Annotated in this window: 20 protein-coding genes; 9 read left to right on the top strand and 11 right to left on the bottom strand. The window is 46.4% G+C overall.

Features of this window, described 5'->3' with window-relative positions; all coding sequences use genetic code 11:
• Positions 1-8: 8 nt before the first annotated feature.
• The 8 genes from R7H07_RS23005 to R7H07_RS22970 form a co-directional block, all read right to left on the bottom strand.
• Positions 9-695: a potassium channel family protein gene (locus R7H07_RS23005; protein ID WP_017634413.1), complete on the bottom strand. Its 687-nt coding sequence runs from the start codon at positions 693-695 to the stop codon at positions 9-11.
• A gap of 16 nt (positions 696-711) precedes the next feature.
• Positions 712-1602, bottom strand: coding sequence for an HlyD family secretion protein (locus R7H07_RS23000; RefSeq protein WP_065275501.1), 891 nt, complete (start codon positions 1600-1602; stop codon positions 712-714).
• Positions 1603-1614: 12 nt separating this feature from the next.
• A complete protein-coding gene (locus R7H07_RS22995; protein WP_005374946.1) occupies positions 1615-1818 on the bottom strand; it encodes a DUF1656 domain-containing protein in 204 nt (67 codons plus the stop codon).
• Complete coding sequence (locus tag R7H07_RS22990) at positions 1818-3461, bottom strand: TolC family protein (protein WP_054574892.1); 1644 nt, start codon at positions 3459-3461, stop codon at positions 1818-1820. Before R7H07_RS22990 ends, R7H07_RS22995 begins: the two co-directional genes overlap by 1 nt.
• Positions 3462-3471: 10 nt before the next feature.
• Positions 3472-5649, bottom strand: a complete 2178-nt coding sequence (locus R7H07_RS22985; RefSeq protein WP_206959487.1) for an FUSC family protein — start codon at positions 5647-5649, stop codon at positions 3472-3474.
• Between the two features lie 388 nt (positions 5650-6037).
• Complete coding sequence (locus R7H07_RS22980) at positions 6038-6907, bottom strand: DMT family transporter (RefSeq protein ID WP_065275499.1); 870 nt, start codon at positions 6905-6907, stop codon at positions 6038-6040.
• Between the two features lie 141 nt (positions 6908-7048).
• Entirely contained in the window at positions 7049-8017 is a 969-nt protein-coding gene (gene yidZ, locus R7H07_RS22975) for an HTH-type transcriptional regulator YidZ (RefSeq protein WP_065275498.1), read from the bottom strand.
• Complete coding sequence (locus R7H07_RS22970) at positions 7992-9182, bottom strand: MFS transporter (RefSeq protein ID WP_206959486.1); 1191 nt, start codon at positions 9180-9182, stop codon at positions 7992-7994. Before R7H07_RS22970 ends, yidZ begins: the two co-directional genes overlap by 26 nt.
• Positions 9183-9314: 132 nt before the next feature.
• On the opposite strand from R7H07_RS22970, the gene R7H07_RS22965 reads away from it, so the two are divergent.
• Positions 9315-9785: a GNAT family N-acetyltransferase gene (locus R7H07_RS22965; protein WP_054579371.1), complete on the top strand. Its 471-nt coding sequence runs from the start codon at positions 9315-9317 to the stop codon at positions 9783-9785.
• A gap of 24 nt (positions 9786-9809) precedes the next feature.
• Positions 9810-10268 carry a GNAT family N-acetyltransferase gene (locus R7H07_RS22960; protein WP_005386911.1) on the top strand — a complete coding sequence of 153 codons (459 nt, stop codon included), beginning with the start codon at positions 9810-9812 and terminating at the stop codon, positions 10266-10268.
• A 34-nt stretch (positions 10269-10302) separates the two neighbouring features.
• Here R7H07_RS22960 and R7H07_RS22955 read toward each other — a convergent pair whose 3' ends face one another.
• A complete protein-coding gene (locus tag R7H07_RS22955) occupies positions 10303-10815 on the bottom strand; it encodes a DUF2799 domain-containing protein (protein WP_017634421.1) in 513 nt (170 codons plus the stop codon).
• A 259-nt stretch (positions 10816-11074) separates the two neighbouring features.
• On the opposite strand from R7H07_RS22955, the gene R7H07_RS22950 reads away from it, so the two are divergent.
• The 4 genes from R7H07_RS22950 (at position 11075) to R7H07_RS22935 (ending at position 15058) form a co-directional block, all read left to right on the top strand.
• Entirely contained in the window at positions 11075-11785 is a 711-nt protein-coding gene (locus R7H07_RS22950) for a response regulator (protein WP_053350016.1), read from the top strand.
• A complete protein-coding gene (gene creC / locus R7H07_RS22945; RefSeq protein ID WP_138939526.1) occupies positions 11785-13227 on the top strand; it encodes a two-component system sensor histidine kinase CreC in 1443 nt (480 codons plus the stop codon). Before R7H07_RS22950 ends, creC begins: the two co-directional genes overlap by 1 nt.
• Positions 13228-13302: 75 nt before the next feature.
• Positions 13303-14643 carry a cell envelope integrity protein CreD gene (creD, locus tag R7H07_RS22940; protein WP_206959485.1) on the top strand — a complete coding sequence of 447 codons (1341 nt, stop codon included), beginning with the start codon at positions 13303-13305 and terminating at the stop codon, positions 14641-14643.
• Entirely contained in the window at positions 14630-15058 is a 429-nt protein-coding gene (locus R7H07_RS22935) for a DUF2809 domain-containing protein (protein WP_053303880.1), read from the top strand. The genes creD and R7H07_RS22935 overlap by 14 nt, the downstream gene beginning before the upstream one ends.
• 238 nt (positions 15059-15296) lie before the next feature.
• On the opposite strand, the gene R7H07_RS22930 is transcribed toward R7H07_RS22935, so the two are convergent.
• Positions 15297-15971: a fructose-6-phosphate aldolase gene (locus tag R7H07_RS22930; RefSeq protein WP_053304029.1), complete on the bottom strand. Its 675-nt coding sequence runs from the start codon at positions 15969-15971 to the stop codon at positions 15297-15299.
• Positions 15972-16229: 258 nt separating this feature from the next.
• Between R7H07_RS22930 and R7H07_RS22925 the strand changes: the two genes are divergently transcribed.
• A complete protein-coding gene (locus R7H07_RS22925; protein ID WP_206959484.1) occupies positions 16230-17171 on the top strand; it encodes a glycyl-radical enzyme activating protein in 942 nt (313 codons plus the stop codon).
• Positions 17172-17173: 2 nt separating this feature from the next.
• Positions 17174-19597: a formate C-acetyltransferase/glycerol dehydratase family glycyl radical enzyme gene (locus tag R7H07_RS22920; RefSeq protein ID WP_170889964.1), complete on the top strand. Its 2424-nt coding sequence runs from the start codon at positions 17174-17176 to the stop codon at positions 19595-19597.
• Positions 19598-19681: 84 nt separating this feature from the next.
• Here the strand turns inward: R7H07_RS22920 and R7H07_RS22915 are convergent, their stop codons facing one another.
• Complete coding sequence (locus tag R7H07_RS22915; RefSeq protein ID WP_042521682.1) at positions 19682-20227, bottom strand: TetR/AcrR family transcriptional regulator; 546 nt, start codon at positions 20225-20227, stop codon at positions 19682-19684.
• Positions 20228-20326: 99 nt separating this feature from the next.
• On the opposite strand from R7H07_RS22915, the gene R7H07_RS22910 reads away from it, so the two are divergent.
• On the top strand, positions 20327-20550 hold a 224-nt coding region (locus tag R7H07_RS22910), incomplete at its 3' end, for an HPP family protein (RefSeq protein ID WP_318128791.1).

Genomic DNA, 20550 nt, shown 5'->3' with positions numbered 1-20550 from the left:
CCGATTGTTTATCCATTTTTGTTTACCTGATGATCAATGTTAGAACTGACGAGACTTGAAACAACAATCGCCATATAAAAAACACCTGTGATGGCCTCTAAATACACCACGACTTGAGCCAATGGTGTTAGAGGACTAATGTCGCCATAACCGAGCGTGGTTAAGGTAACGAAACTGAAATACGCTGCATTGGAGAAGTTCTGCCCCCACGAAATTGCTTCCATACCGGTAAAGGCTTCAGGCGAAAACTCAAGCAGAATGAGGTAGGCAATCGCCCACATCAGACCAAGCAGCAAGAAAAGCGCTACCGAGCCAATGACTTTGTTGCTGTTGACATGGCCGGTGAAAAGAATCTGTCTTGCGATGGATTTAAAAGTGCCGAAAAAGAACGCAAAGGTGAGGGCAAGCATCACCACATTCATCTCTCTGATGTCGAAAACGGTCTTGATCACAATCACAAGAACCCAAACACCAAACAGGCTGTAGAGGAAACGAGACCAGGTTTTGTCAAAGCGAAGGCTCGCAAAACAGACGATAAACGTCAGAACCGTGAAAGCCTGAAGTATGTGTTCAATCGTCCCTTCACCTACGACTTGTGCCATCGCACTCCCTAGCAACAAAATCACTAGTGCTAAGGTTAGATAGAAGAAGTTGTTTTCTTCATTAATATTTTTGAGGTTTTTACCAATGACCATGGCTCTTCTCACTTAGTTATTGTTCACTTTCTGCGGATGACTCTTTCATCACCATGATGGACGCAGAAAGCCCGAATCGAAGATCAATATCTTCAGGAAGTTCTTGTAGGGAGATTCGCACCGGAATACGTTGTGCTAGGCGAATCCACTGAAAAACAGGGTTTACGTTTGGAAGAAGGTTGTAGCCGACCGTGCCGTCTTTGGGCGCAATACCCCAACCAATCGAGTCAACCGTCGCGTCAATTGGCGTGTCTGGGTGAGACATCAAAGTGACACGCGCTTGGCTGCCAGGTTCGATTTGCGCAAGTTGGTTTTCACGGAAGAAACCAAATACCCAAAAGCTGTTTTTGTCGATCAGTGCGAGCAGTGGTTGGTTTGCGACCGCTTGCGTACCGTTTCTAATATCGAGGTTAGATACAAAACCATCGACGGTCGCATAAACTTTGGTAAAGCTGAGGTTAAGGCGTGCTGATTTTAGTTGTTCTTCTGCAGATTTGATTTGCAGTAGCGATTCTTCGTAAGCGATTTCACGACGAATCAGATCCTTATGAGAAACTGCGCCACGGTCTTTGGCACGAATGTCTTTTAAGCGGTCATATTCGATTTTTTTACCGCGAGAGCTAACAATGGAGCGCTCCAGTGCTACTTCGGCTTGAGATAACGCAACCTGGTAAGTCGCAGGGTCGATTTCAAACAGTAAATCCCCCGTTTTTACTTCTTGGTTGTCTTGCACCGCGACATTTACAATTGGGCCTGATACGCGAGGAGCCACTTTGATGACGTTAGCACGCACTTGCCCATCTCGTGTCCATGGGTTATTAAAGTATTCCTCAAACTTTTGATAGCCGAGCCAAGCTGCGCCACCAAGAATGACAAGATTGAGTGCGATTACGAATAGTTTTTTCATCTTGTTTGGCACCTAAAATTGAATATAAAAGCTGTCGATGGCCACCACATAACCGACCATGATGGCAATAAACGTCAGAGACGGAAAAGCGATGAAGCGAGACAAACGTGTCTTGTTCAATATCATCACCGTTATCCACGTGGCCGTGACGGCGAGAAAGAGCACCAGTAACGTGGGAGAAAAGTAAACGTCTCCCCAAGAAAGTTCATGAGGCATTAGAGATCCTCCGTTTTGTTTTCATCACTGGTCTCAGCCGGAGTTTCGAGGCGCAAAGGCGGCAATACGCGGTTTTCTTCATTTAAATAACTTCCCCAGTCAGTGCGCTCTGTCATCTGCGTGGCAATCGATTCACTGATGAAAGGTTTGCCTGTTTGGGTTTGCCAGCCTCCCCCGAGGGCTTTGTAGAGCGCAACAACTTGGTTCGCCACGTTCCCTTTGATCGTTGCGTAGCTGTCTTCCGCACGGGTCATTTTTTCTACCGAGTTAAGCAGACGTTCGAATGAAATTTGTCCGTTTTCGTACTGTGTCATGGATATGTTGAACGCACGAATGGAAGAGTTGACCGATTGCAAGCGTAAATCTTTTTGCTGCAAATACAGGTCATACGCTTCGATTGCATTGGTGACTTCATTAACGGCTTGCAGTACCTTTTTGTTGTAGTTCGTCAGCGTTTCTTGGAAGCGAGCATCTTCGAAACGAATATTATTTTTCACGCGTCCGTATTGGAAAATATTCCAACTGAACGTTGGGCCAACCACCATGGTGAGCGAATCGCTAAAACTGAAACTGCTACCATCGGGAACCGTACTGTCGATACCGATGGAACCGAACAACGAAAAGCTTGGGTACAGAGCGGTTTCTGCCACGCCAATCTGCGCACTTTGCGCGCGAGCTTGCATCTCAGAGACTTGCAAATCCGGACGTCGCATCACTAAGTTAGCATCCACTTGCGTATCCAAAAGCGGTGGACGTGGCACAATGGAACGCTCGTCGGTGCCCGATAGCGCCGATTTTCTGCCCGTCGATTTGAACTGGGCTTCGTACTCAGCGATTTGCTTGTGCATCCCATCCGACTGTAGCAGTCGATCTACTTCTTCTGGTAACAGACCCAGTAGCAAAGCCAACACAGTACGTGATTGCTTCATTGCCACTTCGAGGCTCGGTAACGCTGCTTTGGTGGTGTAGAGTTGGTTTTTAGCTTGTTGAACGTCCAATTCTGTAACGTTGCCAGAGTCGAACTGCACCTGAGTAATACGTACGACACGCTCTTGAATCTCGATATTGCGGCGAGACAGCAAAATACGTTCTTGGAATGTGCGATAGTTGATGTAATTGCGCGCCACTTCGGCGGTTATGGTGACCATGATGTCGTGATACGATGCGATGGATGCGTAGTAACCCGCTTCTGCCGACTCAATACCGCGAGCATACTTGCCCCAAACATCCATTTCCCAAGCAGCATCAAACGACAAAGTGGCGTTATTCACGCCCTGATCATTTACGTAGGCACGCGCTAGGTTCCCTGACACGGTTTGAACTTGTGGGTATTGCAAGCCCGTCGAAATACCAAGCAATGAACGTGCTTGGACAATTCGTAGCCCTGCGGCTTCTAAATCGAGGTTTTGTTTGCTCGCCAACTCAACCAGCTGATTAAGAGTCGAGTCATTAAATTGCTGCCACCATTGTTGTAGCTGTTGCTCTGATTGCTGCGTATCTTTGGCTGCTTTTTGCACCGACCAGTCACTTGGCAGTGGCGCCTGCTTTGGATGAACATAATCTGGTCCTACCGTGGTACACGCACTGAGTCCGAGCAAAGAAAGTATGGCGAGGCTTGGTTTGGTTAGTTTTGGAAGCATCATATCCCCACCTTTAAAAACGCTTCTGTTGTAAGTTCACCCAATCGATATCCTCGTAGGTTTGCTTGCAATGCTTGATTGCTTCGAACACGTTCCGTTTTAAATTCAGCAAGATATAAAAACCGGCTATCTCTGAATAAGCGTAGTCAGATAAATCCAACTCACTAAAAAAATCTTCCAGTTTATCTTCGAATCTTTGGTAATCTTGACTGTATTGGTCGAATACGGAGTCGAGTTCTTGTGTTGCTTGATGGCTGGCTAAAGCGCCCGCCATCAAAGGAATGATGGAATCGCGGTGCTGTTGGCGAAGCTGAGTAATTAGTGGATTGGTCATCAACTTTTTCTCGGCGGCCATTAAGATGTTGATGTGATTACTGAGTACATCACACGCTTTGCTAAACGCGCCAATCGCTTCTGGCGTGGTTTTATCAAAGTGTTTGTGGTTGATTTTCGAACCCCAGACTTTGAGCTTTTTCGATGAGACATTGAGCGTCACCAAGTGCAAGGCCCGTTTGAGCGGCGTAATAACCGAGCTGGACTGCTGTTGATAGGTAGTGAACAGCTCTCGGGTATGTCGGAAGTAGCGTTCTTTTATGGTCAAAAAGAGGTGTTCTGGTCGTGAGCTAAACGGGAAGTAGTGCGCGAAAATAATCATGAACACCACCATGTAGAACAACAGCATGATCGTCATGAGGATCCCGAAGTGATAAAACATGTTGTTGTCTAAACCAAGAACAAACAAGCCAATCATATAGAAAATCGTCACTGGCCCGTTAAACAGATAAAAGCCGATAAAGGTGTAGATAAAGATGAACAGGCCAAGTTCTAACCCGAGATCCAATTGCGGAAGAATGAAGACGTAAGAAGGCACCGCGAACAAGAAGCCGAAAGTGAACAGCACAAGTAACAATATCGGGTGCACAGGCACGAACGACAGCAAAGACATAAACATGGTCGAGAAGACCACGAACGAGTAGCCGCCTGGTGGATTGAAATAAATCCAAATCAGTCCTGCAATCCAATAGGTAACAAAGGTTTTGACCGCAGTTTTAAAGTTTTCTGCGTCCCACCATAGAAACTTGCCTTTCGGTTTCGGCAGTGGCACGTCAAAGGAGACATTGTTCGTCACAGAGTCAATACAGCTAATGCTCTCCGCTAAACGCGACAAGTTTTGATGCATCAGTTCCAATAGGTGACCAAGCGTAAGCGCAGAGCCTTTCTCTAGGTGCGCTGCGTTTTCTAGCAACGCTTGGTTGTATTTGACTTTGAATTCCTGAGCACGATAAGCGGGTTCTTTTTCGTCCCAGACTTGTTGGCAGGTATCAAATAGCGCGTCAATTTCCGCCACGGCTTGATCAAAGTTGCTGATGCTTTCACGGTCTTGCTGGTGGCTAAAGTGGCTGTGCGCCGCGACGGTCAATTGTTGCGTTACCTGCTTGTTCAAATGAACTGCCAAGCGCCACTCTTTCATGTAGGCCGACACGTCACTGCATTCCACACTGACCGTGGCAAAACGCTGTTCGAGCGCATTTTGAGCGGCAAACATCTGTTCGATGAGAGTGTCCACGCTAGGAGGTTGTGGCTCTTCCGTTTCTGGATTTTCTTCTCCGCCTTCTTGAGGAGAGATTTGCCCTGCCGATTTTTGCTCGAAATTTTGCAAGATAGCGGTGAACAACGCGCGTTGTGCTTGGTTGAGTTGTTCGATGAGCTGTCTTAGGTTTTGTTCTGTTTTGGTCGGGAATAAGAAAGTCCCCACGAGTGTGTAAACCACCACCCCAAACACCGTCATATAGGCGCGGTCAACGCCATAAAGGAACGCACCTTCTGCGTCACCGCCATTGGACATCATCAACGTCATCACACCGGTCAGCATGAGTAGCGTAGGATCTTTTTGATAGGCATTACGGAAGTAAAAAATGAATGAGACCACAACCGACACGCTCAGCATGTACAACAAGCGGTCTTGAGCAAACAATCCCACCAGTAACAAGCCAACGACGGCGCCAACCAACGTACCAAACACGCGTAAGGTACCTTTGGCGAGTGATTCACGACGACTGCCTGTGGATGCAATCAGCATCACTGTGGTTGCGGCCGTCGATGCTTGCGGCCAACCCATGGCAAACGGGATCAGATAAGCCAGAGTCAGGCTAAGCGATACTTTAATAGCGAATTTTATTTTGTCGTTCATAGTGTCAAAGTTTGCTCAGGCTTATCGTTATAAGTTGATGAATTTCTTATATGAATAATCAGAATCTTGTTCTGAATAAATTCGGGGGGCGGAATATAGCGGGTGAAAAAGTGTGCTTTGTAAACCCTTTGTCAAAACAAAAAGTGCGTATTTGGCTTGATCTCGTGCTAGCCCTTGGCGTTATTGGCGAAACGCCTAAAACGAGCAAATTCGCGATCTGTGACGATTCTCATTTTTGAAACAAAATCGTTGCATTGTGTGAGCCAATTCTCACCTTATATTCTTCGCCTGGTACCAAAGCAGACCACTTGTACCATCTGCAATGAGCTTTACTGCTTTAAAAAGCATAGATGATGAATGGGTACTTGAGAGGGAAAGTTATTACTTTTTATCGGCTTGCCGATTGTTCGTTTGTTTTTTTGGATCGAGATAAAAAAACCAAAGCGATCCCACCAAGAATGATGCCGCTGGTTAAAAGAATATGCAGTGAAAGAGGCTCGTGGAGTACGATGCTGCCGAGTAGCAAAGCAATGGCTGGCACGGAAAGTTGGCTGACGGCGGCTTGAAGTAAAGAGAGCTTACGCACGACTTGGTACCAAAGTGTATAACCAAGGCCAGAGGCAATGGCACCAGATGCGATAGCGAGCAACATTCCGCTCAAAGAAAGTTGGATTGAGGACAAGATTAATGGCGAAAGGAGCACGCCAATTATTGATGCAGCGATGAATCCCCACGTGATGCCACTACTTGGAGAAGGCGCTTGTTTACCGAGCGCAGTAAACGCAGCCCAACAAACGCCAGAAATCAACATAAGAAGTGCAGAGCTAATATCGGGGCGAGTGGCAGATGGCAACATCAACCAAACAAATCCAACAATTGAAAGACCGATACCGATGATTTCGAGAAACTGAAAACGCTCACCTTGCAACCAATAGATCGCCAGTAATGTAAGTTGCACGGCACCAAACAAAAGCAAAGCACCGGTTCCTGTCGCCAGTTGTAAGTACGCGAAAGAGAAAAGGGCAGCGTAACCAAATAACGCCACGCCAGCAAAAAAGCGAAAGCGAGAAGTTGGCCGATCGGTTTTCCACTGACCTCTCACGACAAGCATTGCGATTAAGGTAATCGCGCCAGATATCAATCGAACGAGAGTGAAGCTTCCTGCATCAATTAACCCTTCGGCCAAGGCAAGTCGGCACAATAATGAATTGGCGGCGAACGCCAGCATTGCAATAGCAGTGAGTAAAAAGGTCGACATCCTTGGCCCTTAGCGTGTAAATGAACAGCTAGTGTAGATCCAAAAGAACATTTTTATTAGTTGATAAAGTGATTAGTTATAGCTATCAGAGCAAGAAAGTCATTAAAAATAACCAGAGAAAACCTGACCTTAGCCCAAGTGTTACTGTGGTTGGGAAGGTTGTTTGTACAATGACTTAATGGTGTTTTTCAACCATAGCAATTTTGGATTGTACGCATTTCGTTTATGCCAAATCATGGTAAATGGAATCAGTAACTTGTCTTGTTGAGCTTGGTCTAACGGAATTGGCAAGCACACCAAATCGAGATGCAGCTTTTCTGTGTAACTTTTGCAATAGTGCGGCGCGGTGGTGATCATGTCATGCGTCGGCTGCGCTGCCATAAAAAGAGATTGCTCAAAGTAGGACATCGTCAGCCCGATAGAGCGCTGTAGCCCTAGTTCCGTTAATACTTCATCCAACGCCCAAGTTTCACTTTTTTCCCAAACAATATTGATGTGTTGGTAGCTCAGAAAGGTCTCGAGATTCCACTCTTGCTGTAATGCCGGATGATCTTTATGTAAATACACCATCGGCAGGTCATAAAATAGAATCTCAAAATCCAAGAAATAAGGCAGAAGATCCAACGACTCTTTCGATCTAGGGTGACTTTCTCGGCCGGTAAAACCGATATCCGCCTCGCCCCGAATGATGGCGTCGAGTGAATCGTAATCCCAGTTACTGGTTTTTACTTTCGCTTCAGGGTATCGCTGGTGGATAGCGACGATGAGTCTGTCCAGCACTGTGAGCACTAATGGCGACTCAATCGTGATATCAAAACGCACTCCTTTAGGCGTAATATCGCTGCGTTTTTCTGCAATCTGGCTGCCAATTTGCAGCCATTCTGCAAGATCTTGCTCCATGCTTTGCGCCAAAGGCGTTGGCGCAAGACCTTTAGGTGTTTTGACAAACAAAGGATCATCGAACCAATGACGAAGTTTGTTGAGCGACTTACTTACGGTAGAGGGCGTAACGTTCAGCTTTTTCGAGGTTTTCGAGACGCTTTGCTCTTGCAACAATAATTGCAGAGTGAACAGTAAGTTTAAATCAAGTCGCGCTAGGGATTTCTTCATAATGGGTATCGTGAACAGGCTTTGGAATCAATAGTATTAGAGCAAGGCTGATTACGCTACCTAGCACTAAGATAAACACCAACATATTCAGTGCAGTAACGCCGATGAAACCCATAAACCAAATATAGAACGCGGAACTACAAACTTGAGCAATGCCCAGTAACGAGCTTGCCACGCCAGCTTGTTGAGAGAATGGGCTGAGCGCTTGGCTCATGGCCACGCCAAAGCCACAAGCGAAGCCTGCGCAAATCAGCCCAAGTCCGAACACATAGTAAAAAGGTTGTCCATCATGGAAATGGGCTGCACTGAGCACGATGGCTGAACAAACGAGCAATACTTGAGAGCTCATCATTAAGGTTCGCTGCTTGAAAATCCCCAATGCCAATGGCGCCGAGAACGAAATCAACATACTGATCGTCGCAGTCCCCGCCATGATGGAAGAATAGCCACCGCGATCAAAACCAAGCATACTCATCACAACAATTGGTGAAGCGTTAACAAAGGTCAGGATGGTGGTCACTCCAAGTGCAGTAATGATCAGCCTACTGATAAAAAATCGCTCGAAGAAAGTCTCTTGATGGCTCTCTGGCGTTGTCTGTTCTTCACCTTGTTGGCTTGGTAGTGATTCCTTGAGAACAAAAATGGCCAATACACTGACGAGAATGCCCATTCCTGCCATCGTGGTAAACAAACTCGGCCAAGGAAATTTCAGCATAATCAAGTGACCAATCACGGGTGCGATCACTGGAATGATACAGGTGATGCCATTGAGCACCGACAATACTTTCGCGCGGCGTTCATCGTCTAACGTGTCGCGTAAAATCGCGAATGCGACGACATAGCAAGATCCAGCCCCGATGCCTTGGCAAAAGCGAGCAATCAAGAAAGTGTTTGGTTGCTCAGCCATCCCGCCGAGAAAAGACGCGAGCACGAAGATCATCGCGCCGACGACGGCAACAGGCTTTCGTCCCACAGAGTCTGCAATTTTCCCCGCGAATAACATGGTGGTAGCCATGCCAGCTAAATAGATCGAAAACGCAATATGCAACTGAGATTCACTGGCGTTGAGATCTGACGCAATTTGAGGCAAACCAACAAGATACAAATCAATGGCAGTAGGGTAGAGTAAAACGAGTGCAAAACTACAAAGTAAAAAACGGGACATGGAAACCTCTCTATCGAATGGCGAGGATAATAGAGTGCTAAACGTTTGCCTGCGAGTGGGAAATACGACACCAGGTATTTCTATTTACGACATACCCTGTATGAATTGAGCATAAAAACAACAAGGAAGATTATGATTACCATTGAAAAGTATTCGCCTGAGCGACATGAACAAACTTGCGAACTTAGCGTGCTAGAAGAGCAATCGCAGTTTACGGTCGCGGATGTGGGTGAAATGCTTACACGTCTTGAACCCACAGAGCTTCCGCATCTGATTCTGGCGGACGATGACGTGGTTGGCTTTTTTCTATTTGATGCAGCTTACAGCGAGAAATACGATTTTTGCCCGAAAAACAGTTTAGGCGTGCGTGCTTTGCTGGTGGATCACCGTCATCAAGGCAAAGGCATCGCCAAGCGAGCAATTCAACAGTTTGCCAATTTCGCCAAACGCCATTATCCCGAATTTGATGCGCTTTATCTCACTGTGAATTGCCGCAACATACCTGCTTATCAGTGCTATTTAAAATCAGGGTTTGAAGATACCAATGAGCTTTACCACGGCGGCCCAGTTGGACCGCAGCACATTATGAGACAGCCGCTTTAGCTATGAAAAACCAAGGATGGATATATGAGAATTGAAATCGACAATTTAGAACGGCCGCAAGTGATTGCGCTGTTGGAAGGACATTTACAGGACATGTACGCCACGTCACCACCAGAAAGCGTGCATGCGTTAGATTTAGATAAGCTCAAAGCGCCAGAAGTGACATTTTGGACCGGATGGAAAGGTGAGCAACTGCTTGGGTGTGCGGCGATTAAAGAGTTGGATGACCAACACGCGGAGCTGAAATCCATGCGCACCACGCCTACGGCAAGAAACCAAGGTGTGGCATCTCAATTATTGATTCATGTGATTGAGCAAGCGAAGCAAAAAGGTTTGCAGCGCTTGAGTTTAGAAACGGGCTCGATGGAGTTTTTTAAACCAGCGCGCCTGTTGTATGAAAAGCATGGCTTTGTGTACTGCGAGCCGTTCGGGGATTACGAACTCGATCCGAACAGTCAATTCATGACCCTAGAACTGAGCTAGGGCCATGAATTTTTAGAAGCTAAATCCAATCGATTTAGAAATTCAGATTCAAGTTGATGGTTGGCGACAAGAGGCTTGAACGCTCGTCAGCCAATCGCTTTCTCTTCTCTTTCAGTCTCTTGGCATTATCTTTGTCTGGATTGCCATCAAGCTGATTATCGATGACCGAGATTTCAGTATCGATTTGTTGGATGCGTTGCTGGCGTTGATATTCTTGATGACCTAACTGGTAGTTCTCAATAAACTCTTTGCTGCTGCATACACCGTAATATTCTTTGCCTTCGATACCGACAGTGTACCCATTGTCTGGTGAGCAATATTGGATAGTGCCTTTATCAAAGCCTTCTTTCCATTTCGCTCGGTCGGGTATCACACCCGCTTCACCACAGTCTTCGGTATAGCTATTGATAATGCTTGGATCGTTGCCGTCTCGGCCATCTTGATAACCTACGTTGTACCAGTTTGCCGTTTTGCACTCATCCGGAGACATGCTAGCGCAACCTGAGAGCAAAGTCAGTAAAGCCAGGGGGATTAGCGCTCTTTTCATCAGTGACTGTCCTTTAAATAAAATCGAATTGATAACTTGAGTTTAAAATGAACACTGTTCATATCAATGGTTGAAATCATTGTATCCACAATTGTGGTGACTCATTAATCTAAGTGATAAATTTATTATGCTGAATAGAAGTGTGTTTGATTAGTATTATCCACGAACTGCGCCTTTGCTGCATCAATCCACTAGCCTTGGCCCCAAATTAAGTGATAATACCAACATAAAGATAAACACCGTCAATGAGGCTAAGACATTGAGCGAACAACCCACCGTCCTTATTATCGAGGATGAATCTGCTATCGCAGAGAACCTGATTCATGTATTAGAGATGGATGGCTACCACGCAGAGTGGTTTGCAACGGCAGGAGAGGGCTTGGCCTTTTTGCAGCACAACTCCGCAGCGTTACTTGTCTTAGACGTAGGCTTACCGGATGGTAATGGTTTTGAATTGTGCAAAACCATCCGTGAGTTTTCTGATATTCCCATTATCTTTCTCACCGCAAGAAGCGATGAAATTGACCGCGTCGTGGGCTTGGAGATTGGCGCGGATGATTACGTGACTAAGCCATTTAGTCCGCGTGAAATGTTGGCTCGCATTAAACTTAGAATCAAAGCTAAAGCGCCAATGATGGAGCACAAACCAGAGCCTGTGGCTGTTCCAGAACAACCTCATTTGAACCATGATTTAGTTGCGCAGAACTTCGACTACGGTGTTGGCGGGCAAATGCTTGGGCTGACCGCGGTGGAGTTCAAGATCCTCGATAAACTGATTTCTGTCTCTTCCAATGTATTGAGTCGAGAGCAACTTATGGTCGCTGCTGACATGGCGCCAGAGGCTGCATACGAGCGCAATATTGATACCCACATCAAAGCCATTCGCCATAAGTTGAAGCCGTTTGAGATGTCTGAACGCATCTGTACCAAACGTGGCTTTGGTTACTTTTACTGCATTAAAGGTGAATGATGAATCGCTGGCCGAAGATCCCACTTGGACTCAGACTGTTTTTTCTCTACTTCATCTTAGTCGGGATGACGGCTTACATGGTGAGCAAAACCGTTGTCCAAGAACTTAAGCCAACCGTGCGTCAAACCACTGAAGAGACGCTGGTGGATATGGCGAACTTGCTCGCGGTATTGGCAGAAGAGGACGTTGCAAACGGAAAGTTGTCTGAGAGTCGCTTCTCCAAACTGCTAGCGGCTTATGGGCAGCGAGAACCTCAAGCGCGCATTTGGGAAATTGGTAAAAAAGCGATTAATCATCGAATTTACATCACCGATAAACAAGGGATTGTGATTGCGGATTCTTGGCAGCAAGACGTTGGCAAAGACTACTCGCAATGGAATGATGTGTATCTCACGTTGCGCGGTCAATACGGCGCGCGCAGTACCATCGAAGACCCGAAAGATCCGCTTTCAACCGTCATGCACGTTGCTGCGCCCATCTACCACAAAGGCGAAATCATTGGCAGCGTGACGGTGGCAAAATCTAATCGCTCAGTACAACCCTTCATCGATCTTTCTAAACGCAATGTATTGTTTTGGATGGTGTGGATGAGTGGTTTAGTGCTATTGGCAGGGGCATTGTTTGCTTGGCGAATTCACTCGGCATTGAACAAGCTAGAAGACTACGCGACCAAAATGGGTGAGGGTGAAAAGGTCTCTAAGCCAACATTTCGTATCTTCTATGAGTACGGCACGCTAAGCGACGCATTAGAGAAAATGCGCAACCAACTCGACGGCAAACAATATGTGGAAGAGTACGTACAGACGCTGACTCATGAGCTGAAAAGTCCGTTATCAGCGATTAAAGGCGCGAGTGAAATATTGCAAATGCCATTGCCTGAAGAAAAGGTCACGCGCTTTGCTGGCAACATTGAGCGAGAAAGCGACCGCATGCAGTCATTGATTGATAAGTTGCTAGAACTTGCTCGTCTTGAAAAGCGCCCCGAGCTAGAACAAGTCGAAGCTATCTCGCTAAAACAAATGGTCAATGAAGTGGTTGAATCGGCGGATGCGCGTTTGAGTGCAAAGTCGGTGATTGCCAACATCCAAATTGATGACCACCAAGCCGTGCTTGGTGATGCCTTCTTACTGAAACAAGCCGTTTTTAACCTGATGGACAATGCGCTGGATTTTGTCCACTCTGAGGGATGCATTGAATGGAAAGCGGAGGTTACGAAAGAGAAGGTGTGCCTGTCGATTTTCAATTCAGGTCCTCACATTCCTGACTACGCGATGCCTCGTTTGACCGAGCGCTTCTACTCCCTCGCTCGGGAAAATGGCGTTAAGAGTACTGGGCTTGGGCTAAATTTTGTTGAGCAAGTGACCAAGCTGCACAAAGGTAAGTTGCAAGTCGAAAACGTCGATTCTGGTGTGAAAGTGACCTTGATTTTACCAACTCCATAGAAACTCCACATTAGCTCCATTCGTTCTCCAAATTGCTGATTTAGATTACTCCCATCAGCAAATGGAGAATGAAACATGAAAAAGATCCTCAATAACCAACTCGGCACGAAGTTCGCCTTCGTGCTGTTTTTGTTTGTTTTACTGCAAATCCCGCTTTCAATGGTCACAGGGCTGATCTCAGAACGCTCATATCGCCAAGATGAAGTCAGAAACGACATCGCACGCAGCAGCAGTGGCGAACAGCGCATCATTGGTCCATTCATCATGGTTAACTACACCGAAACCAGTTACCGAGATGACAAAGTACAGATTAAAGAGCGTCGTAAATTTCTTTTACCTAGCACTTTTGATATGAGCGCGAATCTGGACAGTTTTGAAAAGTACCGAGGCATTTACCGCGCGCGTTTATACAAAGCACAAGTGGCACTGAAAGGCACTTTTGATGCAGACGATCTCTCGGCGTTGCAGGGGCTTGATATTGAAAACATGAGCCTAGTGGTTGGCATTGAAGACAGCCGCGGATTGATTCGTTTGGATGACATGACCATGGCGAGTTCTGAAATCGAAGTCGCACCGGGAACGGGGTTAGATCAGTTACCACAAGGCTTCCACAGTGCTCTGACACCCGCAGACCTAAATACAGAGCAACCTTTGGCGTTCGATCTTAACTTCTTGCTGCAAGGGATGGGACAGCTTCAAGTCACACCAATCGGCAGTCAAACAACAGTTGAGCTCTCTTCAACATGGGCGCATCCAAGCTTTATCGGTGATTACTTACCGGTGTCATCAGAAGTATCTGAAGATGGATTTAACGCGCAATGGGCGAGCAACAACTTCTCAACCAATATCGCGCAGCTGTTCCAAAGCTGTTTGTCATCGAATCACGCTTGTCACGAGCTTGAACAGCGACAAATGGGCGTAGATTTGATTGACCCCGTTGATCACTATTTGAAGTCTCACCGAGCTGTGAACTATTCACTGTTGGTTATCACATTAGTATTTGCGAGTTTCTTCTTACTGGAGCTGTTCCAAGCGCGTCCGGTTCACCCAGTGCAATACGGCTTTATTGGTCTGGCTTTAGCGCTTTTCTATCTGTTGTTGACTTCGATGAGTGAACACCTCGGCTTTAACTGGGCGTATGTGGTGTCGGCAATCGCCTCGACGGGACTTTTAAGTGTGTACGTGAGCGGTATGTTGAGCAACACCAAGCACGGCGCGGTATTCGGAGCGTGTTTGCTCACTCTCTACGGATTACTGTTTGGCTTGCTACAAGCAGAAAGCTACGCATTGGTTATGGGGACATTGCTGTGTTTCGCGATTTTGAGCTTCACTATGGTTATTACACGCAACATCGACTGGTACGCACGAAATAAGAAAGCGGAAGAAAGCGCAAAGGCGAATCATGAAGATGTTTAAACGAGCAATTCTCACTGGGCAGCCAAGCAATATGGTGGAAGAAACGTCTGCTATCCGCCTGCAATTTTCTGCAAAAAATGGACTCAAAAGCTTGGTGTGTTTTATCGCATTGGTCGTTATCGCGCTCTATGTTCGAGACAGCTTTATTCGTCCGACAGTTGGTGATGTTCTCGTTGTGGTTTGGCTCTACTACTTTCTTGCAAGCTTGTTCTCCATGCCCGTTAACTGGCTGGTTTCACTGGTGGTGTTGATTGCGTTTGCTGTTGAGTTAGGGCAATTGTTACAGGTCGCGGTTTGGCTTGGTATCGAATCTTCATCGCCTCTGGCTGTGATTTTGGGCGCCACATTTGATTGGAAAGATCTGCTGGCTTACTGCATCGGGGGTCTACTGTGTTGGTGGATGGAAAAGAAATGAAAACCGAGATGAAAGCCATTGCGCTACCAAACCGACTCCGCCATTCCAAACGAGGTATTCGTAAAAGGATCAAAATCAGTTTACTAAAGCGCGTGTACCTTTGGTCACTGACCAATAGAGAACTACTGTAGCGCTACTTCTCTATCTGAAATACAAAAGGGAAACTTAACTCACCGGCGCACAGGGTGAGTTAAGATTCCCTTTATTGTTAACTATGAAGTCTAGCTGCTATTTTTAATTAGCTTTCAAATGAAAGCTTCTCGCCGAACGTCTCTTTCCAGTCTTTATCGAACTGTTCAACCGCCGGTTTTACTGCTGGATGTGCGAACATTTGTGCCGCCACATCAGTTGGCAATGTAATGGCTTCGATGCCCAGTTTCATCACCTCCATCGCTTGTTGAGTATTCTTGAAACTGGCTGCCAAAATCTTCGCTGGTAGTTGGTTTTGATCGAGCAACAATTGAAGATCCGCGACCACTTCAACACCGTTGCCGTTCATCGTATCAATGCGGTTTACGTAAGGTGCTAGGTAGTCTGCACCGCACAGTGCTGCAAGGAAACCTTGTTGAGCTGAATAGATAGCGGTAGCAAGAACCTGAATTCCCTCTTTTTTCATTAGCTTAATTGCAGCTAAGCCTGTTTCTGTGGCTGGCACTTTTACCACCATGTCGTAAGGCAATTCATTCAATTGGCGTGCTTCTGCCACCATGCCTTCGACGGTTGAACTCACTACTTGAGCGTGAAAGCGAGGTGTCCCGCCAAGTGCTTCTTGCATGCCTGCTAGGGTTTCATTCAGTCCCTGTTTTGACTTCGCCAAAATGCTTGGGTTTGTCGTCACGCCTTTTAGCGGTAGGCATTGGTTAAAGCGTTTTACTTCTGCCACATCAGCAGTATCTAAATAAAGTTCGATCATGGTTTCTACCTTAAACAAAATCTTCGTTTTGATGATGGGATCACTATAGATCTGACAATCGAACGAGATCTTGATTTTGATCAATTGAGATTTCATTTGAAACTATAATAATTTCATTAAATGAAAGCTGAGTGAAACTTGTAAACGCTCAAATGAAGCTTTCAGTTCGAACAAAGAAAAACCGCTCATAAGACTTAACCAGTCAGAAAGAAACGAATTAGGTACACAGCGGTAGCACAGACCAAGAGGCAAGCAGAGATGTATTTCAATATCCAACGATTCTCTACCCATGATGGCGATGGCATTCGTTCCATTCTTTTTCTTAAAGGATGCAGCTTGTCTTGCCCTTGGTGTCAAAACCCAGAAAGCCGCAGCGAAAAGCATTCACTGTTGTTTGATCAGCGAAGCTGCATGGAAGATTGCCAGCTGTGCGTTTCTGCTTATCAAGCCACAACTCAATCTACAGCGGATAGTGAAACGGTGGGTGATGGTATTCAACGTATCGACAACCAGATCATCATTAATCGCAAAACCATCAAAGAAGACCAACTGATCGCGCTTCGAAACGTCTGTCCTACGCAAGCACTGACTGTCTGCGGTGAAGAAGCAAAATCAGACATGCTGTTCGACACCTTAATGAAAGACAAACCTTTCTACGATCAAAGCCAAGGTGGTGTGACCTTCTCCGGTGGTGAGCCACTCATGCAAGCGGATTTGGTAGCAGAACTCGCACAGCGTCTGCATGACAACCAAGTCTCTACCGCTATTGAATCGTGCATGCATGTGCCGTGGAAGAACGTCGAAAAAGCCGCGCCGCATATCGATTGCTGGTTGGCGGATTTAAAACACACCGACGAAGAAAAGTTTCTTAGCTGGGCGAAAGGTTCACTAAAACGCATCAAAGACAATTTCCGAAAACTGGCACCTATCGCGAAACGCATTGTGATTCGCGTTCCCGTGGTGCCGGGGTTCAATGACACCATCGAAGAGTTGAAAGACATCATCGATTTTGCGGCTTCACTAGAAAGCTGCCAAGAACTTCACTTGCTGCCGTACCACACGCTCGGCATCAATAAATACCGTTTGCTCGATATGCCTTACGAGTGTTCTGACAAGCCATTAAACAAACCAGAACTGCTAGAAAGCGCCATGCAATACGCAAGCGAAAACACCCAACTTAACGTGATTGTAAGAGGTTAACTATGGACCTAAATTACCTTCCTGAGCGTATCAAAGCGCACAAATCGGCACTGGTAAATATCGTAACGCCACCTGTCTGTACCGAGCGTGCAGAGGCATACACTCGTGCTTATCAAGCGAACGAAGACAAACCTGTGATTGTCCAACGTGCGCTAGCACTGCAAGAGCACTTACGCACTCGTACGATTTGGATTAAGCATGATGAGTTAATCGTCGGTAACCAAGCGAGCAAAGTACGCGCTGCACCTATTTTCCCAGAATACACTGTACGTTGGATTGAAGCGGAAATTGATGAGCTAGCCGACCGCCCTGGTGCAGGCTTTGCTGTCACTGAAGAAGATAAGCAAAGCATTCACAGCATCACACCGTACTGGCGCGGTAAAACCGTTCAAGACCGTTGTTATGGCTTGTTCACTGATGAGCAGCAAGAAATCTTAGCCAGCACCATCATTAAAGCTGAAGGCAACATGACTTCGGGTGACGCGCACCTTGCCGTGGATAACGAGAAAATCTTGAAGCTAGGGATGAACGGTTTGCTAGAGGATGTTCGTCAGCACCGTGCTAACAATGATGTTTCGACCTTTGAAGGCTTGAAGAAAGAGCAGTTCTACAAATCGGTCGAAATTGTACTGCTTGCCATTCAAGACCACATGGTGAGCTACGCTGAATTGGCGGCAAAAATGGCGCTAGAAGAGACGCGTCCGCTACGCAAAGCTGAGTTAGAAAGCATTGCGGCAAACTGTCGTCATGTCGCGAGCCACGCACCAGAAAACTTCTGGCAAGCACTGCAATTGAGCTACTTCGTTCAGTTGATGCTACAAATCGAATCGAACGGTCACTCGGTTTCTTTCGGTCGTATGGACCAGTTCCTCAACGAGTTTTATGTTCGCGATATCGAAAACGGCGCGATCGAAAAAGACTTTGCACTAGAGCTTTTACAAAGCTGCTGGTTGAAGTTGCTTGAAGTTAACAAGATTCGCTCTGGTGCGCACTCGAAAGCATCGGCAGGTTCTCCGCTGTATCAAAACGTGTGTATCGGCGGTCAGAAGTTGAATGAAAAGGGTGATCCAGAAGACGCAGTGAATCCACTTTCTTGGGCGATTCTAGAATCTTGTGGTCAGTTACGTTCGACGCAACCTAACTTGAGTGTGCGTTACCATGAAGGTTTGAACCAAGAATTCCTGATGGGTTGTATCGAAGTGATTAAATGCGGCTTCGGTATGCCAGCGTTCAACAACGATGAGATTGTCATCCCTGAATTCATCAAGCTTGGCGTAGAGAAAGAAGATGCTTACAACTACGCCTCTATCGGCTGTATCGAGACGGCGGTTCCGGGCAAATGGGGTTACCGTTGTACGGGCATGAGCTTCATTAACTTCGCTCGTATCTTGCTCGCTTCATTGAACGAAGGTGTGGATGCAACAACGGGTAAAGCTTTCTTGCCGCACGATAAGTCATTAGCAAAAGGCAACTTTGAGAACTTTGAGCAAGTAACGGCTTCTTGGGCAGAGCAAATCCGCTACTACACCCGCAAATCGATTGAGATTGATACAGTCGTCGACAGCGTACTTGAACAGCAAGCTCAAGACATCTTCTGTTCAACGCTAGTGGATGACTGTTTGGCTCGCGGTAAAACCGTGAAAGAAGGCGGCGCGAAATACGATTGGGTATCTGGTTTGCAAGTCGGTATCGCAAACTTGGGTAACAGCCTAGCTGCAATCAAACACCTTGTTTTCGATGATGCGCAAATCACCCAACCAGAGTTGGCAAAAGCATTGGCAGAAGATTTCGATGGCATGGAGAACGAACAGCTTCGCCAACGTCTTATCAACTTTGCACCAAAATACGGTAACGATGATGACGCGGTAGACCAACTACTGGCAGACGCTTACCAAGTGTACATTGATGAGCTAGAGCAGTTCGTTAATACGCGTCATGGGCGTGGTCCAATTGGCGGCGGTTACTACGCAGGTACATCAAGTATCTCGGCAAACGTCCCATTTGGCGCTTCAACTATGGCAACGCCAGACGGTCGTAAAGCGAAAACGCCATTAGCAGAAGGTGCAAGCCCGTCGTCTGGCTCAGACCGTTTAGGTCCAACCGCAGTGTATAACTCAGTGGGTAAGATCCAAGCGAATAAGATCTTGGGTGGCGTGCTGCTTAACCAGAAATTAAGTCCGGCAGCGGTTGAGTCTGAAGGGGATAAGCTCAAGCTTTCTATGTTGATTCGTACCTTCTTCAACCACCACAAAGGCTGGCATGTTCAGTACAACATCGTTTCTCGTGAGACCTTGCTAGCTGCGAAGAAGAACCCAGAGCAATATCGTGATCTTGTTGTACGAGTTGCAGGCTACTCAGCGTTTTTCACCGCGCTATCACCAGATGCGCAAGACGACATCATCGCACGTACTGAGCACGAGCTGTAAGTACACTGATTAACTAAAACAAAAGGCACCGATTGGTGCCTTTGGTTTGAATACTTAATCCGCAAATGACTATACCTGAACGCATTAAAGCTTGTGCAAAATGGTCACGCATTTCTTCGTGACGTTGTCGTACTCTTTCGTCATGTAAGCGGTAGTGATCGCGCCCTCTTTCATGATGCAAATGGCATCGAGTAATGAAGCGTTTTCTGATTTGAGATAGCGTTGAATTAGCTCTCTGACTTGCTGTTTATGGTAGCGGCAATACGTTGCGATCTCGCCACTGTCGTCACTGAATTCCGCGGACGTATTGATGAAAAAGCAACCGCGAAACTCGCCCAACTTTTCTTCAGAGCCATGAAACCAGCCGTTGAGTGCTGTAAATAACTGATCGATCACCTCCGCGCACGTTTGTGCTGAAGAAAGCTTTTCCTCCAACCATTCCATAAATACTTGGTGGCGTTGTTCTAATGCGGCGATGATAAGCGCTTCTTTGCTCTCAAAATGGTTATATAGCGTGCGTTTAGCCACGCCGGAAACATTGAGGACTTCATTGATGCCAATAGAGTTGATGCCTTGTTTATAAAACAGTGACAAAGCTGTGTCGATCAATAACTGTTTCTTTTTGTTCATAACTACGTCCTCAAAAAGTTCCATAAATACATATTGACAAAGGTAGACAGATTTGTCTATTTTATTTTGTAGACAATTCGGTCTACTTTTGAGGTGTTTATGAATAATTTAATTTTATCGTTGGTTGCCGGGCTTGGCGCTACGTTGGCTATTGGCGTATTGTCCTACGCCGAGGTATCTCTTACTGAGGTAGTACTTCTCATGGCGCCATTTGGTGCTACGGCGGTGTTGGTGTTTGGGGTGCCTAGCAGCCCTCTCGCTCAACCAAAAAACGTTATCATTGGTCACTTCATTACGGCATCTATCGGTATTGCGTTTAGCCA

The sequence above is a fragment of the Vibrio sp. Vb1127 genome (assembly GCF_033338735.1).
Classification (GTDB): domain Bacteria; phylum Pseudomonadota; class Gammaproteobacteria; order Enterobacterales; family Vibrionaceae; genus Vibrio; species Vibrio alginolyticus.
This window is presented reverse-complemented; position numbering and strand designations above follow the sequence as displayed.